Genomic DNA, 16,467 nt, shown 5'->3' with positions numbered 1-16,467 from the left:
TTAGACTCTGCAAAGAGTGAATACTCATTAAGTTCTGTAGGCTAAAACTTAACGCTAACCTCAAAGAGGATTTAGTGGTGGAGCCTAGCGGGATCGAACCGCTGACCTCAACACTGCCAGTGTTGCGCTCTCCCAGCTGAGCTAAGGCCCCACATTTGCTAAATCAGTTTAGATACGCTGCAAGATGTTTCTCACCGTGTGTCTCAACTGCGAGGCGCATTCTATGCAGCATACCTTAAAGTGTCAACACGTTTTTTAAGAATTTATTCTGTCTGCTACAAATTCAATCGCTTTGGATATTCTTTGTTCACAACGAGCCTTACCAATCAAAAATAAAGTCAAATCAACAGCTGGTGACATACCTGCGCCTGTAACCGCGACACGTAAAGGCATTCCAACCTTACCCATGCCAACTTCTAATTCAGCAGCAGTATCTTCAATGGCTTGATGGATTGCTTCAACAGTCCACTCTGGTAATTCAGTAATTTTCTTTTGAATTGCTTGCAACGGCTCCATCGCTACACCACGAAGATGCTTCTTAGCTGCTGTTGCATCAAATTCTGCAAAGTCTTCATAAAAGTATCTGCTTGATGCCGCCAATTCTTTTAAGGTTTTTGCCCGTTCAGCTAATGCGGTAACGATGTCAGTTAATGCAGGACCATTAGATGTATCAATTTTTTGATCATCCATATGCCATTGCAAATGTGAAGCAACGTAATCTGGTGCAAGTTCTTTTATATAATGTTGATTCAACCAGTTTAACTTTTCGGTATTAAAAGCAGAAGCGGCTTTATTGATGTCATCTAACTTAAATAATGAAATCATTTCATCCATAGAAAACACTTCTTGATCGCCATGAGACCAACCTAAACGCACTAAATAGTTCAATAACGCTTCAGGCAAGTAACCGTCATCACGGTATTGCATCACACCAACTGCACCGTGGCGTTTTGATAGTTTGGCGCCGTCATCACCTAAAATCATCGATACATGAGCATATTCAGGAATAGGTGCGCCTAATGCTTTAAGGATATTAATTTGGCGAGGAGTATTGTTGATATGGTCTTCACCACGAACAACGCAAGTAATCCCCATATCCCAATCATCAACAACAACACAGAAGTTATAGGTTGGCGTACCATCAGTACGTGCAATAATTAAATCATCTAATGTGTCATTAGCAAATTCGATACGGCCACGTACATGGTCATCAAAAACAACACTACCTTCTGTTGGGTTTTTAAAACGAATAACATACGGTTCGTCGCTGTCTTTTGGTTCAAGGTCGCGACAATGACCGTCATACTTTTGTGACTCACCATTTGCAGCTTGTTCTTCACGCATTGCTTCAATACGTTCACGAGAGCAATAACATTTATAAGCGGTACCCGCTTCTAGCATTTGAGCAATAATTTCGTTGTAACGATCAAAACGCTTAGTTTGATAATAAGGGCCTTCGTTCCAATTTAGCCCCAACCACTCCATGCCTTCTAAAATAGCTGCACAAGCTTCAGGTGTTGATCTTTCGATATCGGTATCTTCAACACGCAAAACAAACTCACCTTGGTTTGCTCGGGCATAAAGCCAAGAATAAAGTGCAGTACGTGCACCACCTACATGTAAGAAGCCTGTTGGGCTAGGAGCAAAACGCGTCTTAGTTGTCATAATTGAAAACTGACCTTAGATTATTTGCCATTGGTAACGATGACCAATAGACAGACAAGTGAAAAAAGAAGCCACTATTCTAGCAGTCAAAACACGGTGTGAAAATGACTTAAATAGAAACTCTCAAGTAATGCTTATATTGCACGCAAGTTTAATGACACCAAGCAATGCACTATTAATGTGAGTACACCATTGTGAGTTAACAGATATAGGCGACAGTTAAATAAATCATTTCCCTCCCCCACACATTGATTAAACCAACAACCTAAGTTTCGTTTTCTGTCTTTAGCTCGGGGAAGTCAAGATACCCCCGCAAACATTGATCAAATGATCATAAGATAAACAATCTATATTGATGTTTTTTTGCCACGTTAGTTCTAGGCTGCTTAAATTTCCTTCGATAATGTTTAACAAACCATCAAACAGCACGTTTTTAATCCGACTAACATCTTTTTGTTGAAAAACCGTTGACACCTTTTGCTTCATCCCTATAATACCGTCCCACACAGCGAGGTCGATTAGCTCAGCTGGGAGAGCACCTCCCTTACAAGGAGGGGGTCACTGGTTCGAGCCCAGTATCGACCACCACTTTCTTTAATGAAGAGTTTTCGTAAAGAATTAAAACATAATGAAATCCCAGGTCGATTAGCTCAGCTGGGAGAGCACCTCCCTTACAAGGAGGGGGTCACTGGTTCGAGCCCAGTATCGACCACCACTTTCTTTAATGAAGAGTTTTCGTAAAGAATTAAAACATAATGAAATCCCAGGTCGATTAGCTCAGCTGGGAGAGCACCTCCCTTACAAGGAGGGGGTCACTGGTTCGAGCCCAGTATCGACCACCATTATCTTCCCCATGATTCAAACCAATCTATTATTCCTTTTGCGTTAATGTCACTGTTTATCCAATCTACTAAGCACCGTCATTAATTCCTACTCGATTCATATCAGCATCAGCATCAGCATCAGCATCAGCATCAGCATCAGCATCAGCATCAGCAAATGATTCAAACAAATAACCCAATGACTTCAAGCGTGGATCCTACATAGGGGCTGTTTGATACTTTGTGGCGTTGAGAATACAAAACAAGTTACTGATAAGGCGAATCAAAGAACGCATTACGCCTAATGGTATTAAGCACAACACGCGCTTTCGTTACGCGGGCTGTTGACGTGATATTTTCGCTAAGTAGGTCACAGCTAGTACTAAAATAGCTAATAACACCAAAGAGCCGAGCACGACGCCATCCCAATTAGCATGATGCCAGAAAACCATCAGATATGGTCCGCCAAGCGCGGCACCTAAATAATAGCTGCACAAATATAATGAGGTGGCTTTAGCGCGATGAGTCGTCGCTCTGACAGCCACAAAGCTATTACAACAGCTATGGGCAAGAAAAAATCCGCTAGCGGTTATTAAAAAACCCAACACAATAAAGGCCAGTGTATCGGCAAGCGTAATAAGGCTTCCTGTTATCATCAATAATAATGCCACTTTAAATAACGTTACTGACCCATATTTCATAATGAGCTTAGCTGAAGAATATGAAGATAAAGTGCCACTTAAATAACACAAAAATATCAAGGTAGCGGCAAAACGACTCAACGAATATGGCGCTTGCATTAAATGTAATTGCACAAAACTAAATTGGTTCACCATCATCATAAAAGCAATACCGCCAATCAAATATACTAGGCGCATCTGCGGATCGCTTAAGTGAACAACAAACCCTTTTAAATCATATTTGATACTTTTGATAAAACCTAAATGTTGTTTTTCAGGACGCACTTCTTGCCTAGGTAACAAGTACGTCACCAATGCAACGCCAAAAAATGACACAAAAAAAATGAATATCATCGACTGTTGCCAGTCAAGATATTGCGCCATTAGGCCACCAAATAACCGCCCAGAAATCCCCCCCAAACTATTAGACATAATATAAACGGCTGCCGCTTTTAGCATAAACTTTGGCGCTAATTGTTCTTTAAAGTACGCCATAGCCGTCGCAGGAACCGCCGCAAGTAATATGCCTTGAAACAACCTCACCATAATGAGTGAATCAAAATCTTGGGTAAATATCAGTAAAATATTAGATACAACAATCGCCCACAAGCTCACTACGATTGGCGTTAAACGCCCTATTCTGTCAGATAACACCGCATAAACCAGCAACGAGAAAGCTAAAGTGAAACTGGTGACAGACAAAATCAAAGTAGCTTTAGCACCGGTAACGTTAAAATGCTCTGCAATTAGCGGCAACATGCCTTGCACCGTATACAGGTTGATATAGATAACAATAGAAGCGAGGCATAAAGCCCAAATTAATCGTTTGGGGGTCGCAGAGTGCTCTGCTGGTGATGCGGAAAACAAGGAGGAAACCTAATAAGGTAATAAAAGTGAAAGCTAATTATTGTTTCGCCATTAAATATAATCAATGGCGAAACAATCAGATTGTGATGTTAGCCGAAATATAGCCAATAACTACTTAACCGGTTTCATCACAACTTCAGTAGTAAATTTATCGTTATTGATAACAGGGAATTTATCATATGTTTGATAAATGAGTTTATCACCATGAACAATCATTGCCACCACACCATAATTCACATCGCTATCAAGCGCTTCTTTTTTAAAAATAAACTTAAATGGCACTGGTGCACGTACAATATCAAAGTTCTTTTTAGCAACAATGACACCGGGGGTATCAAGGTCAACCACTGCAATAATCACGCTGCAATTTTCCGGCAATACTGTTTTGTCCAAATAACCGGCGTAACCATTAACCACCACGGGTTTTTCAGGCGGAACGGTAACGCAACCGCTTAAACTGACCACCATAAACAACATGAAAACCGATATTAATTTCGTTAAATATTTACCCACGAGTATTTCCTTTAGTTGTCATTCTTAATAGGCCTTCTTGAGTAGCAGATGCCACCAATTTGCCATTAAGATCATAAAACTGCCCTTTTACAAACCCTCTACTACCACTGGCATTTGGGCTTTCAATACTAAATAGTAGCCATTCATGTAAGCTAAATGGACGATGGAACCACATGGCATGGTCAATCGTTGCCATGCGCATACCCGGTGTCAGAAATGACACCCCATGAGGTTGCGCTGCGGTCACTAAAAAGTTGAAATCTGACACATAAGCCAATAATGACTCATGATTAACGTTTTCTGATGGCAACACACCATTTGCTTTGACCCAAACATGGCGTGTGGGATCGGTTTTTTCTGAATTAACAAAATCAACCGGTTCTACCAAACGCATTTCAAAAGGAGTATCTGCCATAAACTTTGCTAATACTGGCGCAGGAATACGATCCCTTAAGGTCATGGCTAATTCTTGCTGATTCATCAACCCTTGTGGACCACTTACATCAGGCATTAAGCTTTGATGATCAAAGCCTTCCTCTTGAGCTTGAAACGAGCAAGTCATATAAAAAATCGCCCGCCCTTTTTGAATCGCTTTTACGCGTCGAGCACTAAAGCTGCCGCCATCGCGCATAATCTCTACATCATAAATAATCGGTTGCTTTTCATCGCCTGCGCGTAAAAAGTAAGAATGGAAAGAATGAATATGGCGATCTTCAGCAACGGTTTGTTTTGCAGCACTTAACGCCTGCGCCATAATATGGCCACCAAACAAATGACCAAAGCCTATATCTTGGCTCTGACCACGAAATAATCCCACTTCAAGTTTTTCTAAAGAAAGTAAAGACAATAAATTATCTAAAACAAGACTCATAATAATTCCATTTGGTTTTGCTAATTATGCTTAGAATATCTTAATACACCCACCTTGCCTAACTTAGCCACAATTAATAACCAGTGAACAGCATAGTTTCATTAACATTTGGTCATCTAAGTGACTTTTCACGCAGCAACATGTGTTTTTGTTTGGTATCATTCATATTATTATCCACGTACAAATTAACACTATGCATCCTTGGCTTATCGCAATTCGCCTACGCACGCTTCCTGCGGCTATTGGTCCATTACTTGTCGGCAATATGCTTGCCCTTGAATTAGCACAATTTAGTTGGTTTATCGCCATTCTGTCGATGCTTTGCGGCGTGCTATTACAAATTACAGTCAACTTAGCCAATGACTACTTTGATTTTAAAAATGGCATCGACACAGAAGAAAGAATTGGCCCGCTTAGAGTGACCCAAAGCGGTATGATCTCACCAATCTCAGTGCGTAACGGTATGATATTTTCACTGTGTCTTGCTGTCGCTGTTGGTGGGTTCTTAATCATACAAGGCGGTTGGCCAATCGCACTATTAGCACTGGCAACGGTATTAGGTACATTGTGTTACAGTGGCGGCCCTTATCCTTTAGCATCACATGGATTAGGTGAAATTGCCGCATTTGTTTTTTTTGGGCTCGTGGCTGTGGTAGGTAGTTACTACTTACAAGCGGGTGAAACCACATCAAGTGCCTGGTTACTTGGTAGTGCTATCGGTTTTTTCAATGCAGCGATAATGTTAGTCAATAACACCCGAGACATCAGAACCGACACCAAAGCAGGAAAAAACACCTTAGCGGTTAGAATTGGCGAGGTACAAGCGAAATCGCTGTATCAAGGGTTAGTCTATATCCCGTTTGCTATTGTTATTGCAGGTTTTTTATTGGGGAACTTAAAAGGCTTACCCGTTTTATTAGCAGGGCTGGCTTTGATTCTTGCACGTCGCCTAAGCATTGCATTTAGTGAAAACACCGGTGAAGCACTTAACCCGATACTTGGTCAAACAGCCAAACTAACAATGGCATTCAGCGCATTATTTAGCATCGGCTTAGCATTTGCTTAAGCCTGTTCTTTTAGTGATTCACACAAATCAATTAACAACAAGCCCAGCTTAGCTGGGCTTTTTTATGCCAGTTAATCGCCTCAGTGAAAGGCATGGCAATGAAACCATTAACCACTTCACTAGTATCTCAGGTTCATTGAATCCCCAAGACGCGACACAACTTAACAATTATAATGCTAACGATTAATATGCTATTTTCCATAAAAAAGCCTCTACATAAGAGGCTGTTAAAACAATAGCACACTGAAAATAATTACACTTTCAATAAGACGCGTGTTTTAGCGCTCCAATCTAAATGATACTTCTCACCAGCTGGTTTGTCGGTACGTTCAAAAGTGTGCGAACCAAAAAAGTCACGTTGGCCTTGCAGCAAGTTTGCTGGCAAGGTTTCACAGCGATAACTGTCATAATAAGCAATTGCAGAACTAATACATGGCGCAGGAATACCTGACATGATTGAAGCTGAAACCGTTTTACGCCAATTCATTTGCTTAGTTGAAAGCTCGCTACTGAAAGTATCAGCCATGAGTAAGTTAGCAAGTTCAGCATCATTTTCGTAAGCCGCAGTGATTGATTGCAAGAACGTGGCACGGATAATACATCCTGCACGCCAAATTTTAGCGATTTCAGCAAAGTTTAGCTGCCAACCTTGCTCTTTAGCATTCATTGCCATTAATTGGAAACCTTGCGCATAACAACACACTTTTGCACAATACAATGCATCTTCAAGCGCATCAATAAAGTCGGCTTTCTCTTGAGCACTTACACTTTTCACATCAGGGCCAGCTAGGTGCGATTTAAGTGACATCCGTAGTGATTTTTGAGTGCTTATTGCACGTGCATAAACGGCCTCTGCGATAGTTGGCGCTGGGCATCCTATTTGTAAACTGCTCACCGCAGTCCATAACCCAGTGCCTTTTTGTCCTGCTTTATCTAAGATTTTTTCAACCAAAGGCTTACCTGTTAATGGGTCATCTTGACGCAAGACTTCTGCACTAATCCCCATTAAATAACTATTTAAAAAGCCTTGGTTCCAGCTTTCAAATATGTCGGCCACTTCTTTAGCATTCAAGCCAAGCGCTTCAGTTAAAAGCTGGTATGCCTCACAAATAAGCTGCATATCAGCATACTCAATACCATTGTGAACCATTTTAACGTAGTGACCAGCGCCCGCGGGGCCAATATAAGCGGTACACGGTTCACCTTCAAGAACAGGGTTGCCAGGCTCAAAACGTTCAATGGGTTGGCCACTTTTCGTGTCGACTTTGGCTGCAATGGCGTTCCAAATTGGCGCAACATATTGCCATGCTGCTTTATCACCACTTGGCATCAATGAAGGCCCAAAACGCGCGCCGACTTCCCCACCTGAAACCGCAGAACTAAAGAAAATAAAATTGTTTTCGTATTGCTTTTCACGGGCAACAGTATCAGTCCATAAACTATTACCAGTATCAATAACGATATCGTCAGCTTCAATACCAGCATTAATCAGGCTGCGACAAACACCATCTACCGGTGCCCCCGCTGGAACAGACATGACAATAACCCGAGGTTTAGTCAAATTGTTGAGCATTTCTGAAAGATTATTACAAGCAAGCATGCGAGATGAAACGCTAGACGGTCGCTCAGCTAACTCTTGTGCTGCAGCGTCAGCAACTTTTTGCTCATCTAAGTCAAAAACCGCCACGTGATAGCCGTTGTCGGCAATATTTAACGCAAGGTTTTTACCCATAACACCAAGGCCAACGACCCCGACATTTGCTTGTTGGGAAGAAGTTTTCATTTAATAAGTTTCCGCAAGTCACAGAGATTAATGCATAAAGCATCGTTTAATGCGCGCAATTATAGCGATTGAGGTAACTCAATTACCAGTAATAACGCATTGTGTTTACAATTGTAATTAATAGCGATAAATCTGTTTCTTTAAAAAGATAATGCTGAATAAATAACAGCCAACACTGCACGTGTCAGCTTGAACATAAAAAAGCAACCTATTGAAAAAATGAACAATAATATTATTGCTATGCAATAACCCTAAAGAACATAGTTCAGGTTTGACTATGATACAAATCCGGCCAGCTTACTTATTTTAAGCAACACCCTCTCAACGAAAAATCGACATTGATAGAGGCAGAAACCAAGGCGAATCACACCTGTTTGCGCAGCGAGAAAGTGCAGTATCACAACGCGAAGTAAACATAAGCGGATGACCTATAATAGGCAAACAAGATAAGTTTGCAGATAGATAACTGCCTACAGTAAATCCCAGTAACGATACGTCATTATCGTTACCCGACTTGGTTTTATTTTACCTCCTCAAATCATGCATTTCAAATACCTCTTTAGTGGGTAAATGTCATTTATCTTGCTGACAAGCGTCTCTAAGTTAAATTTTGTTTCAACTGGAAACTTGTGTTAACAGTTGCCCCTGCAAATTATTCACGCAAACTTTACCTTTACGTAAACTTCATATATCTTGCTTCAAAAGAAACCTTTTGGTGACATGATGAGCACAACACTCTCCACACAATCAACTTATTCTATCAGTGACTTATCAAAAGAATTTGATATCACCACCCGCAGTATTCGTTTCTACGAAGACCAAGGATTGATAAAACCTAAGCGTCGCGGCCAAACCCGAATATACAGTTTAAAAGACCGCGTACGTTTAAAACTTATCTTACGAGGTAAACGTTTAGGGTTTTCATTAGCAGAAACCCGACGCTTATTTGAGCTTTACGATGCCGACAAATCAAGCACCTCACAGCTCAATACCATGCTTGAATTAGTGCATGAGAAAAAAGCCTCACTTCAGCAACAGATGGACGATATTAAAGTTGTCTTAATGGAGTTAAATTCTGCTGAGCAACAATGTCGTGATGCATTAGAAAATGGCTAACATGCACATAGGCTGCTCACAAAGCACAAGCAACAAGCAAACTCAATCAATAACCAGCAACACCTAATAACGGTGACTTATAACAACGACAAACAACCGTTAGAAGCACTACCTCAACAACATTAAAAGCAATAAAAGGCTCAAAGCACCAAAGAGTGCGAGCCTATAAAAATGCGTACTTACGGGTACAACTCAATAGGATACAAGCAATGACCTCACTCTACACCAGCCTAAACTTCGGTTTAGGTGAAGACATCGACATGCTCCGCGACGCCATTGAAGGCTTTGCCAGCAATGAAATTGCCCCACTTGCTGCACAAGTTGACCAACAAAACGCCTTTCCTAACCACATGTGGCCAGCACTGGGGGAAATGGGCTTACTAGGCGTAACCGTCCCTGAACAATTTGGTGGTGCCAACATGGGCTACCTTGCTCATGTGGTAGCAATGGAAGAAATCTCCCGCGCCTCAGCCTCTATCGGGCTCAGTTACGGCGCACATTCAAACTTATGTGTTAACCAAATAAACCGTAACGGTAACGAAGCGCAAAAAGCAAAATACCTGCCAAAACTGGTCAGCGGTGAACACATTGGAGCTTTAGCCATGAGCGAACCTAATGCAGGTTCTGATGTGGTATCGATGAAGCTTCATGCTCGTAAAGAAGGCGACCGCTACATTCTAAACGGCAACAAAATGTGGATCACTAACGGTCCTGATGCCGACACCTTAGTGATTTATGCTAAGACAGATATTGATAAGGGTCCTCACGGCATTACCGCTTTTATCGTTGAAAAAACCTTTAAAGGTTTCAGCACCGCTCAAAAACTAGACAAGCTCGGAATGCGTGGTTCAAATACCTGTGAGCTGGTTTTTGAAGATTGTGAAGTGCCAGAAGAAAACATCTTAGGCGGCCTAAATAATGGCGTAAAAGTGCTGATGAGCGGCTTAGATTACGAACGAGTGGTACTGTCTGGCGGCCCACTTGGGATTATGAATGCGTGTATGGACATCGTTGTGCCCTACATTCACGAGCGTGAACAATTTGGTCAATCTATCGGTGAATTTCAACTTATCCAAGGCAAAATTGCTGACATGTACACAGGTATGAATGCAGCTAAAGCGTATGTGTATAACGTCGCTCAATCCTGTGACCGCGGTGAAACCACACGCAAAGACGCTGCAGGTGCTATTTTGTACAGCGCTGAGCTTGCAACCAAAATGGCGCTAGATGCCATTCAACTACTCGGTGGTAATGGTTACATCAACGAATACGCCACCGGCCGTTTACTGCGTGATGCCAAGCTTTATGAAATTGGTGCAGGCACATCTGAAATTCGCCGCATGTTAATTGGACGAGAACTATTTAACGAATCTAAATAGCGCATTAATAACCAATTAAGCGCCACACAGCAGCCAAGTTAAATGCTTACTGCTGTGAATAACAATACAAACAGCCACAAATTAGTGTCATTGCGTAAGCTATTACCAAGCTACTTATACTTTGATAATACGCATGCCACTTTACTCATAAAGGATATGAATTGTGACGCAATTGAGCAGCCGTATTAACACCCGCAGTGACGACTTCAAAGCCAAGTCAAATGACATGGCCGCCTTAGTCGATGACCTTAAATTAAAACTAGCAACCATTGAACAAGGTGGAGGCGCTATTGCTTGTGAGCGCCACCTTTCACGCGGTAAATTACTCCCGCGCCAACGGGTTGAGAAGCTACTCGACCCAGGTTCACCTTTTCTGGAAATTTCTCAGTTTGCCGCATACGAGGTGTATGATGAAGCCGTCCCCGCGGCAGGAGTCATTGCCGGTATTGGCCGAGTTAGCGGCGTTGAATGTATGATTATTGCTAATGATGCAACAGTCAAAGGTGGAACCTACTACCCCATCACAGTGAAAAAGCATTTGCGCGCCCAAGACATTGCCAACCGCTGTCATTTACCGTGTATCTATTTGGTCGATTCAGGTGGGGCAAACTTACCGCGTCAAGATGAAGTATTTCCTGACCGCGATCATTTTGGCCGTATTTTCTACAACCAAGCACAAATGTCAGCCAAAGGTATTCCACAAGTGGCAGTGGTTATGGGGCTATGTACTGCTGGCGGCGCATACGTACCCGCGATGGCTGATGAATCAATTATCGTTAAAGAACAAGGCACCATCTTCTTAGCAGGGCCGCCGCTTGTTAAAGCTGCGACCGGTGAAGAAGTCACAGCAGAAGAACTTGGCGGCGCTGAAGTGCACACCAAAATTTCTGGTGTGGCAGATCATTTAGCGCAAAATGACGTTCACGCATTAGAGCTTGCTCGTAAATCCATTGCCCGCCTTAATCATCAAAAAGACATTGCTGCGCAGCTAAGTCCTGTTAAGCCACCTAAATTTGATATCAACGAGCTTTACGGCATTGTCGGCACCGACCTTAAAAAGCCATTTGATGTAAAAGAAGTGATTGCTCGTGTGGTTGATGACTCTGACTTTGATGAGTTCAAAGCCAATTACGGCAGTACCTTAGTGTGTGGTTTTGCCCGTATTCACGGCTACCCTGTCGGTATTGTCGCCAATAATGGCATTTTATTTTCAGAGTCAGCACAAAAAGGCGCGCACTTTATTGAATTGTGTTGCCAGCGCAAAATCCCATTATTGTTCCTGCAAAACATCACAGGCTTCATGGTCGGTAAAAAATATGAACATGAAGGTATTGCTAAGCACGGCGCTAAAATGGTTACCGCAGTGTCTTGTGCCAATGTGCCAAAATTTACCGTGATTATTGGCGGCAGTTATGGTGCAGGTAACTACGGCATGTGTGGCCGTGCATTCGAGCCAACAATGATGTGGATGTGGCCAAATGCACGAATTTCTGTCATGGGCGGCGAGCAAGCAGCAGGCGTTTTAGCGACCGTTCGTCGTGACGGTTTAGCTCGTAAGGGCCAACAATGGTCTGATGAAGACGAACAAGCGTTTAGAAAACCGATTGTTGAGCAATACGACAAAGAAGGACATCCATATCATGCCAGCGCCCGTTTATGGGATGACGGCATTATCGACCCAGCGCAAACACGCGATGTGGTAGGTCTTGCTTTATCGGCGGCGTTAAATGCGCCTATTGAAGATACCAAATTTGGTGTATTTCGCATGTAATTGCGGCTTAACAATAGGAGTACATGATGACTGATACAGTGACACTACCGCTTTCTTTTCAACACATCGAATGTCAGCTTAACCAAGGTATTGGTGAGTTAATACTTAATCGTGTTGAAAAGCATAACGCCTTTGATGAAGTGATGATTAATGAAATGATCACCGCCATTGAGTTTTTTGCCAATAACGAAACTTGCCATCAATTAATTCTACGAGCCAACGGGAAAAACTTCAGTGCAGGCGCAGACCTTAATTGGATGCGCAAACAAGCTCAAATGGACTTCGAGCAAAATCTCGATGACGCCCATGAACTAGCTAAATTAATGCATGTTTTAGACAAATTTCCCAAACCGACAATTGCGCTCATCAATGGTGCCGCTTTTGGCGGTGCACTTGGCCTTATATGCTGCTGTGATATCGCCATCGCCAATAGCTGCGCAAGTTTTTGTTTAAGCGAAGTCAAACTCGGTCTCATTCCAGCGGTCATAAGCCCTTATGTGGTGCGCGCTATGGGTAACCGCCAAGCAAGACGCTACATGCTAACGGCTGAGCGCTTTAGCGCAGAAGTTGCGTTAACTCATCAAGTGATCCATGAGATTAATGACGATTTAGACGCTGCAGCTAAACCCTTTATTGATGCTTTCAAGGCCAACAGCCCTCAAGGCATGGCATGGGCTAAAACTTTAGTATCAAGTCTTGAAAATGGCGTGATTGACGATGCCATCCTCGATTATACCAGTGAGCAAATTGCCCGTATTCGTGTATCAGATGAAGGTCAAGAAGGCCTTAACGCATTTTTTGAAAAACGCCCTGCTGCTTGGACCACTGCCAGTGAAAATAATAACAATAAAAGCCCTCAAGCAAGCACCAAGACTGCTGCACAAGGAGTTCAGTAATGTTTACCAAATTATTAATTGCTAATCGCGGTGAAATTGCGTGTCGCATTATTAACACCGCCAGAGATATGGGCATACGTACAGTCGCTTTATACTCTGACGCCGATACTCATGCCCGCCATGTTGCCATGGCAGATGAGTCGTTTCATATCGGCGGCAGCGCACCTGCTGAGTCATACCTTAAAGGCGATTTGATTATCGATATCGCTAAAAAGGCCGGTGCGCAGGCTATTCATCCAGGTTATGGTTTTTTATCTGAAAACGCTGACTTTGCCCGTAACTGTGAACAAAACGGCATTACCTTTGTGGGGCCAGGTAGTGATGCCATTGACTCAATGGGCAGCAAAAGCGCGGCTAAAATTATTATGGGTGCAGCAAATGTGCCGTTAGTGCCCGGTTATCATGGTGATGACCAAAGCGATGAAACATTACTTGATGAAGCAAGAAAAGTCGGCTACCCAATGCTAATTAAAGCGGCCTTTGGCGGCGGCGGTAAAGGCATGCGCATTGTTGAAAACCAAGCAGAAGTGCTTGAAGCCATTAACTCAGCTCGCCGTGAAGCCGCTTCATCGTTTGGCAATGACAAACTATTGATGGAGCGCTACCTTCGCCAACCTCGCCACGTTGAAGTGCAAGTATTTGCCGACACCTTTGGCAACACCATTTACTTATCAGACCGTGACTGCTCAATTCAACGTCGGCATCAAAAAGTGGTCGAAGAAGCGCCAGCGCCAGGGCTTTGTGATGCACTTCGTCAACAAATGGGTGAAGCCGCCGTTGCCGCAGCTAAAGCCATTGATTATGTCGGTGCAGGGACAGTTGAGTTCTTATTAGATACCGACGACAGCTTTTATTTCATGGAAATGAATACGCGCCTACAAGTGGAGCATCCAGTAACTGAAATGGTCACAGGCCAAGATTTAGTTAAATGGCAGCTAATGGTTGCCAGTGGCAGCGAGTTACCACTAAAACAGGATGAAGTGCGTACTCATGGTCACTCATTTGAAGTTCGCATATACGCTGAAGATCCGCGTAATGACTTTTTGCCAGCTGCAGGGAAATTAACCTTCTTGCGCGAGCCAGATCAAAACCGCTATGTACGCATTGATTCAGGTATTCGTGAAAACGATGTCATCAGTAACTTTTACGATCCAATGATTTCAAAATTGATTGTCTGGGATGAATCTCGCCCACGTGCGCTGCAGCGTTTAACCCACGCATTAAGCTCATACCAAATCAGTGGTCTTAAACATAATATCGAATTTTTAGCTAATATCGCCCAACATCCCGCCTTTGCAAAAGCTGATTTTTGTACCGACTTTATCGAGCGCTACGGTGACAGTTTACTTAATGATATCGCCGATGAAGCAGATGCTGCACTGGCACTAGCAGGGCTTTACCAAGTGCTGCTGCGTCAGCAAACTGCCAAAGCTAGTGCCGCCCATCACCGTGATCCATACTCACCTTGGGGACAAGTCAGCGGTTTCAGGCTTAATAGTGCCAGCGTTCATCATGTGGCGCTATTAACCGACAATACAACCAGCAGCGCGGCACAAAGCGGTGATGGTTCTACATTGGAAAACTTAGTGATGACTGACTTAGGCAATGCATTGCACCTAGGTCTTAACGGTCAAGCACTCAAACTTGCTGGCTCAATTAAAGATGACGTATTACTGGCTGAAATTAACGGTCATAGAAGTAAAGTGCCAGTGAGCCATGACGGTGATGACTTCAGCCTATTTTTACCTAGTGGCAGTTATCACTTTAAAGCACTGTTAGCACAAGAGGCAGATGACAGTGCAGATAGCGCCGACAAATTAAACGCACCAATGAATGGCACTGTCGTTACCCACCTTGTTGACGTTGGCGATACTGTCACTGAAGGCCAAGGCTTGTTAGTCATGGAAGCCATGAAAATGGAATACACCATTGAAGCGCCGTTTGATGGCGTCGTCAGGGAGTTTTATTTCCAAAGCGGCGAGTTAGTCACTGATGGTGCCCAGCTTTTGAATGTTGAAGCACTCAATGAAGAAGCACTCAATGAAGAAGCAAAGGAAGGATAAATATGCGCCTTGCTAATTCGCTTCCTACCCATGTCAGTATCTTTGAAGTGGGCGCTCGTGACGGCCTGCAAAACGAAAAGCCTGTCACAACTGAAGATAAGCTTACCTTGATTGAGCAACTTGCCGATGCAGGCATTAAGCGCATTGAAGCTGGCAGTTTTGTGTCACCTAAGTGGGTGCCACAAATGGCAGACTCAAAAGATGTGTTTACCGCATTGAAGCCTAATGACCTTCAAGATCAAAGCAGCATTCGAAAAGCAGGCGTTGTTTACTCCGCTTTAACCCCAAATCTAAAAGGGCTGGAACTTGCGCTTGACGCTGGAGCAGATGAAGTTGCTATTTTTGGCGCGGCATCTGAAACCTTCAGTCAGCGCAATATTAACTGCTCAATTGAAGAATCCATTGCCCGCTTCGAGCCTGTCATGGCAATGGCTAAAGCCCGTAACATTCCAGTACGTGGTTATGTATCATGTGTCCTTGGCTGCCCTTACGAAGGTGACATTGCGATTGATGAAGTCGCTCGCGTGTCTGAAATACTTTACAAAATGGGTTGTTACGAGATTTCACTTGGCGACACCATTGGTGTTGGCACCCCCATTAAAGCCCGTAACATGGTTGAAGCGGTGGCTAAATTAGTCCCTGTAAAAAAGCTGGCGCTACACTTTCATGATACCTACGGCCAAGCGCTTGCCAATATACAAGCTTGTTTAGACACGGGCATCAGTGTGATTGACTCATCTGTGGCCGGCCTTGGCGGTTGCCCATACGCTAAAGGTGCATCAGGCAATTTAGCCACAGAAGATGTTGTATACATGCTACATGGTATGGGTATTGAAACTGGTATCGACTTACATAAACTTGCTAAAGCTGGTCATCAAATTAGCCAAGTATTAGGTCGTCAAAACGGCTCAAAAGTGGCACAAGCCATGCCCCTTGATTAAGCCATTAGCGTCAATAATCCCATTGGCATTGATAG

Annotated in this window: 12 protein-coding genes and 4 tRNA genes; 10 read left to right on the top strand and 6 right to left on the bottom strand. The window is 43.2% G+C overall.

From position 1 onward, the window contains the following. Positions 1–75: 75 nt before the first annotated feature. Both G3R48_RS05470 and gltX read right to left on the bottom strand, forming a co-directional pair. Positions 76–151 (bottom strand) — tRNA-Ala (locus G3R48_RS05470). Between the two features lie 104 nt (positions 152–255). Further along, a complete protein-coding gene (gene gltX, locus G3R48_RS05465) occupies positions 256–1,665 on the bottom strand; it encodes a glutamate--tRNA ligase (protein WP_153662445.1) in 1,410 nt (469 codons plus the stop codon). A gap of 512 nt (positions 1,666–2,177) precedes the next feature. Here gltX and G3R48_RS05460 point away from each other — a divergent pair. The 3 genes from G3R48_RS05460 (at position 2,178) to G3R48_RS05450 (ending at position 2,507) form a co-directional block, all read left to right on the top strand. Further along, positions 2,178–2,253 (top strand) — tRNA-Val (locus G3R48_RS05460). A 51-nt stretch (positions 2,254–2,304) separates the two neighbouring features. Further along, positions 2,305–2,380, top strand: a tRNA-Val gene (locus G3R48_RS05455). A 51-nt stretch (positions 2,381–2,431) separates the two neighbouring features. Continuing rightward, positions 2,432–2,507 (top strand) — tRNA-Val (locus G3R48_RS05450). A 311-nt stretch (positions 2,508–2,818) separates the two neighbouring features. On the opposite strand, the gene G3R48_RS05445 is transcribed toward G3R48_RS05450, so the two are convergent. From G3R48_RS05445 to G3R48_RS05435, 3 genes are all read right to left on the bottom strand, one after another. Then, positions 2,819–4,033 carry an MFS transporter gene (locus G3R48_RS05445; RefSeq protein WP_153662447.1) on the bottom strand — a complete coding sequence of 405 codons (1,215 nt, stop codon included), beginning with the start codon at positions 4,031–4,033 and terminating at the stop codon, positions 2,819–2,821. Between the two features lie 111 nt (positions 4,034–4,144). Beyond that, positions 4,145–4,510: a YbaY family lipoprotein gene (locus G3R48_RS05440; RefSeq protein WP_153662970.1), complete on the bottom strand. Its 366-nt coding sequence runs from the start codon at positions 4,508–4,510 to the stop codon at positions 4,145–4,147. A 28-nt stretch (positions 4,511–4,538) separates the two neighbouring features. Next, positions 4,539–5,417, bottom strand: coding sequence for an acyl-CoA thioesterase domain-containing protein (locus tag G3R48_RS05435; protein ID WP_153662449.1), 879 nt, complete (start codon positions 5,415–5,417; stop codon positions 4,539–4,541). Positions 5,418–5,610: 193 nt separating this feature from the next. On the opposite strand from G3R48_RS05435, the gene G3R48_RS05430 reads away from it, so the two are divergent. Continuing rightward, the gene (locus tag G3R48_RS05430; RefSeq protein WP_153662972.1) at positions 5,611–6,483 is read left to right on the top strand and encodes a 1,4-dihydroxy-2-naphthoate polyprenyltransferase; all 873 of its coding nucleotides are present in this window, start codon (positions 5,611–5,613) and stop codon (positions 6,481–6,483) included. 253 nt (positions 6,484–6,736) lie between these two features. Here G3R48_RS05430 and gndA read toward each other — a convergent pair whose 3' ends face one another. Next, a complete protein-coding gene (gene gndA, locus G3R48_RS05425) occupies positions 6,737–8,266 on the bottom strand; it encodes an NADP-dependent phosphogluconate dehydrogenase (protein WP_153662451.1) in 1,530 nt (509 codons plus the stop codon). Positions 8,267–8,989: 723 nt separating this feature from the next. Between gndA and G3R48_RS05420 the strand changes: the two genes are divergently transcribed. The 6 genes from G3R48_RS05420 to G3R48_RS05395 all read left to right on the top strand — a co-directional run bounded on the left by G3R48_RS05420 (position 8,990) and on the right by G3R48_RS05395 (position 16,432). After that, entirely contained in the window at positions 8,990–9,382 is a 393-nt protein-coding gene (locus G3R48_RS05420; protein WP_153662453.1) for a MerR family transcriptional regulator, read from the top strand. 209 nt (positions 9,383–9,591) lie between these two features. Beyond that, complete coding sequence (locus G3R48_RS05415; protein ID WP_153662455.1) at positions 9,592–10,761, top strand: isovaleryl-CoA dehydrogenase; 1,170 nt, start codon at positions 9,592–9,594, stop codon at positions 10,759–10,761. Positions 10,762–10,924: 163 nt separating this feature from the next. After that, positions 10,925–12,532, top strand: a complete 1,608-nt coding sequence (locus G3R48_RS05410) for a carboxyl transferase domain-containing protein (RefSeq protein WP_212593231.1) — start codon at positions 10,925–10,927, stop codon at positions 12,530–12,532. A gap of 26 nt (positions 12,533–12,558) precedes the next feature. Then, complete coding sequence (locus tag G3R48_RS05405; protein ID WP_153662457.1) at positions 12,559–13,428, top strand: enoyl-CoA hydratase-related protein; 870 nt, start codon at positions 12,559–12,561, stop codon at positions 13,426–13,428. After that, on the top strand, positions 13,428–15,491 hold the full coding sequence (locus G3R48_RS05400) for an acetyl/propionyl/methylcrotonyl-CoA carboxylase subunit alpha (protein ID WP_153662459.1): 2,064 nt from the start codon (positions 13,428–13,430) through the stop codon (positions 15,489–15,491). The genes G3R48_RS05405 and G3R48_RS05400 overlap by 1 nt, the downstream gene beginning before the upstream one ends. A 2-nt stretch (positions 15,492–15,493) precedes the next feature. Further along, complete coding sequence (locus G3R48_RS05395; protein WP_153662461.1) at positions 15,494–16,432, top strand: hydroxymethylglutaryl-CoA lyase; 939 nt, start codon at positions 15,494–15,496, stop codon at positions 16,430–16,432. Positions 16,433–16,467: the final 35 nt, after the last annotated feature.

It is taken from the genome of Shewanella intestini (genome assembly GCF_018221465.1).
Classification (GTDB): domain Bacteria; phylum Pseudomonadota; class Gammaproteobacteria; order Enterobacterales; family Shewanellaceae; genus Shewanella; species Shewanella intestini.
Note: the sequence above shows the minus strand (reverse complement) of the source record. Positions and strands in the feature narration are given on the sequence as shown.

What these genes read in the sequence shown, in the direction of transcription:
- G3R48_RS05415 (WP_153662455.1), top strand. Translation starts at nt 9,592, where the DNA reads ATGACCTCACTCTACACCAGCCTAAACTTCGGTTTAGGTGAAGACATC.
- G3R48_RS05420 (WP_153662453.1), top strand. Translation starts at nt 8,990, where the DNA reads ATGAGCACAACACTCTCCACACAATCAACTTATTCTATCAGTGACTTA.
- gltX (WP_153662445.1), bottom strand. Translation starts at nt 1,665, where the DNA reads ATGACAACTAAGACGCGTTTTGCTCCTAGCCCAACAGGCTTCTTACAT.
- G3R48_RS05435 (WP_153662449.1), bottom strand. Translation starts at nt 5,417, where the DNA reads ATGAGTCTTGTTTTAGATAATTTATTGTCTTTACTTTCTTTAGAAAAA.
- G3R48_RS05400 (WP_153662459.1), top strand. Translation starts at nt 13,428, where the DNA reads ATGTTTACCAAATTATTAATTGCTAATCGCGGTGAAATTGCGTGTCGC.
- gndA (WP_153662451.1), bottom strand. Translation starts at nt 8,266, where the DNA reads ATGAAAACTTCTTCCCAACAAGCAAATGTCGGGGTCGTTGGCCTTGGT.
- G3R48_RS05440 (WP_153662970.1), bottom strand. Translation starts at nt 4,510, where the DNA reads ATGTTGTTTATGGTGGTCAGTTTAAGCGGTTGCGTTACCGTTCCGCCT.
- G3R48_RS05405 (WP_153662457.1), top strand. Translation starts at nt 12,559, where the DNA reads ATGACTGATACAGTGACACTACCGCTTTCTTTTCAACACATCGAATGT.
- G3R48_RS05395 (WP_153662461.1), top strand. Translation starts at nt 15,494, where the DNA reads ATGCGCCTTGCTAATTCGCTTCCTACCCATGTCAGTATCTTTGAAGTG.
- G3R48_RS05430 (WP_153662972.1), top strand. Translation starts at nt 5,611, where the DNA reads ATGCATCCTTGGCTTATCGCAATTCGCCTACGCACGCTTCCTGCGGCT.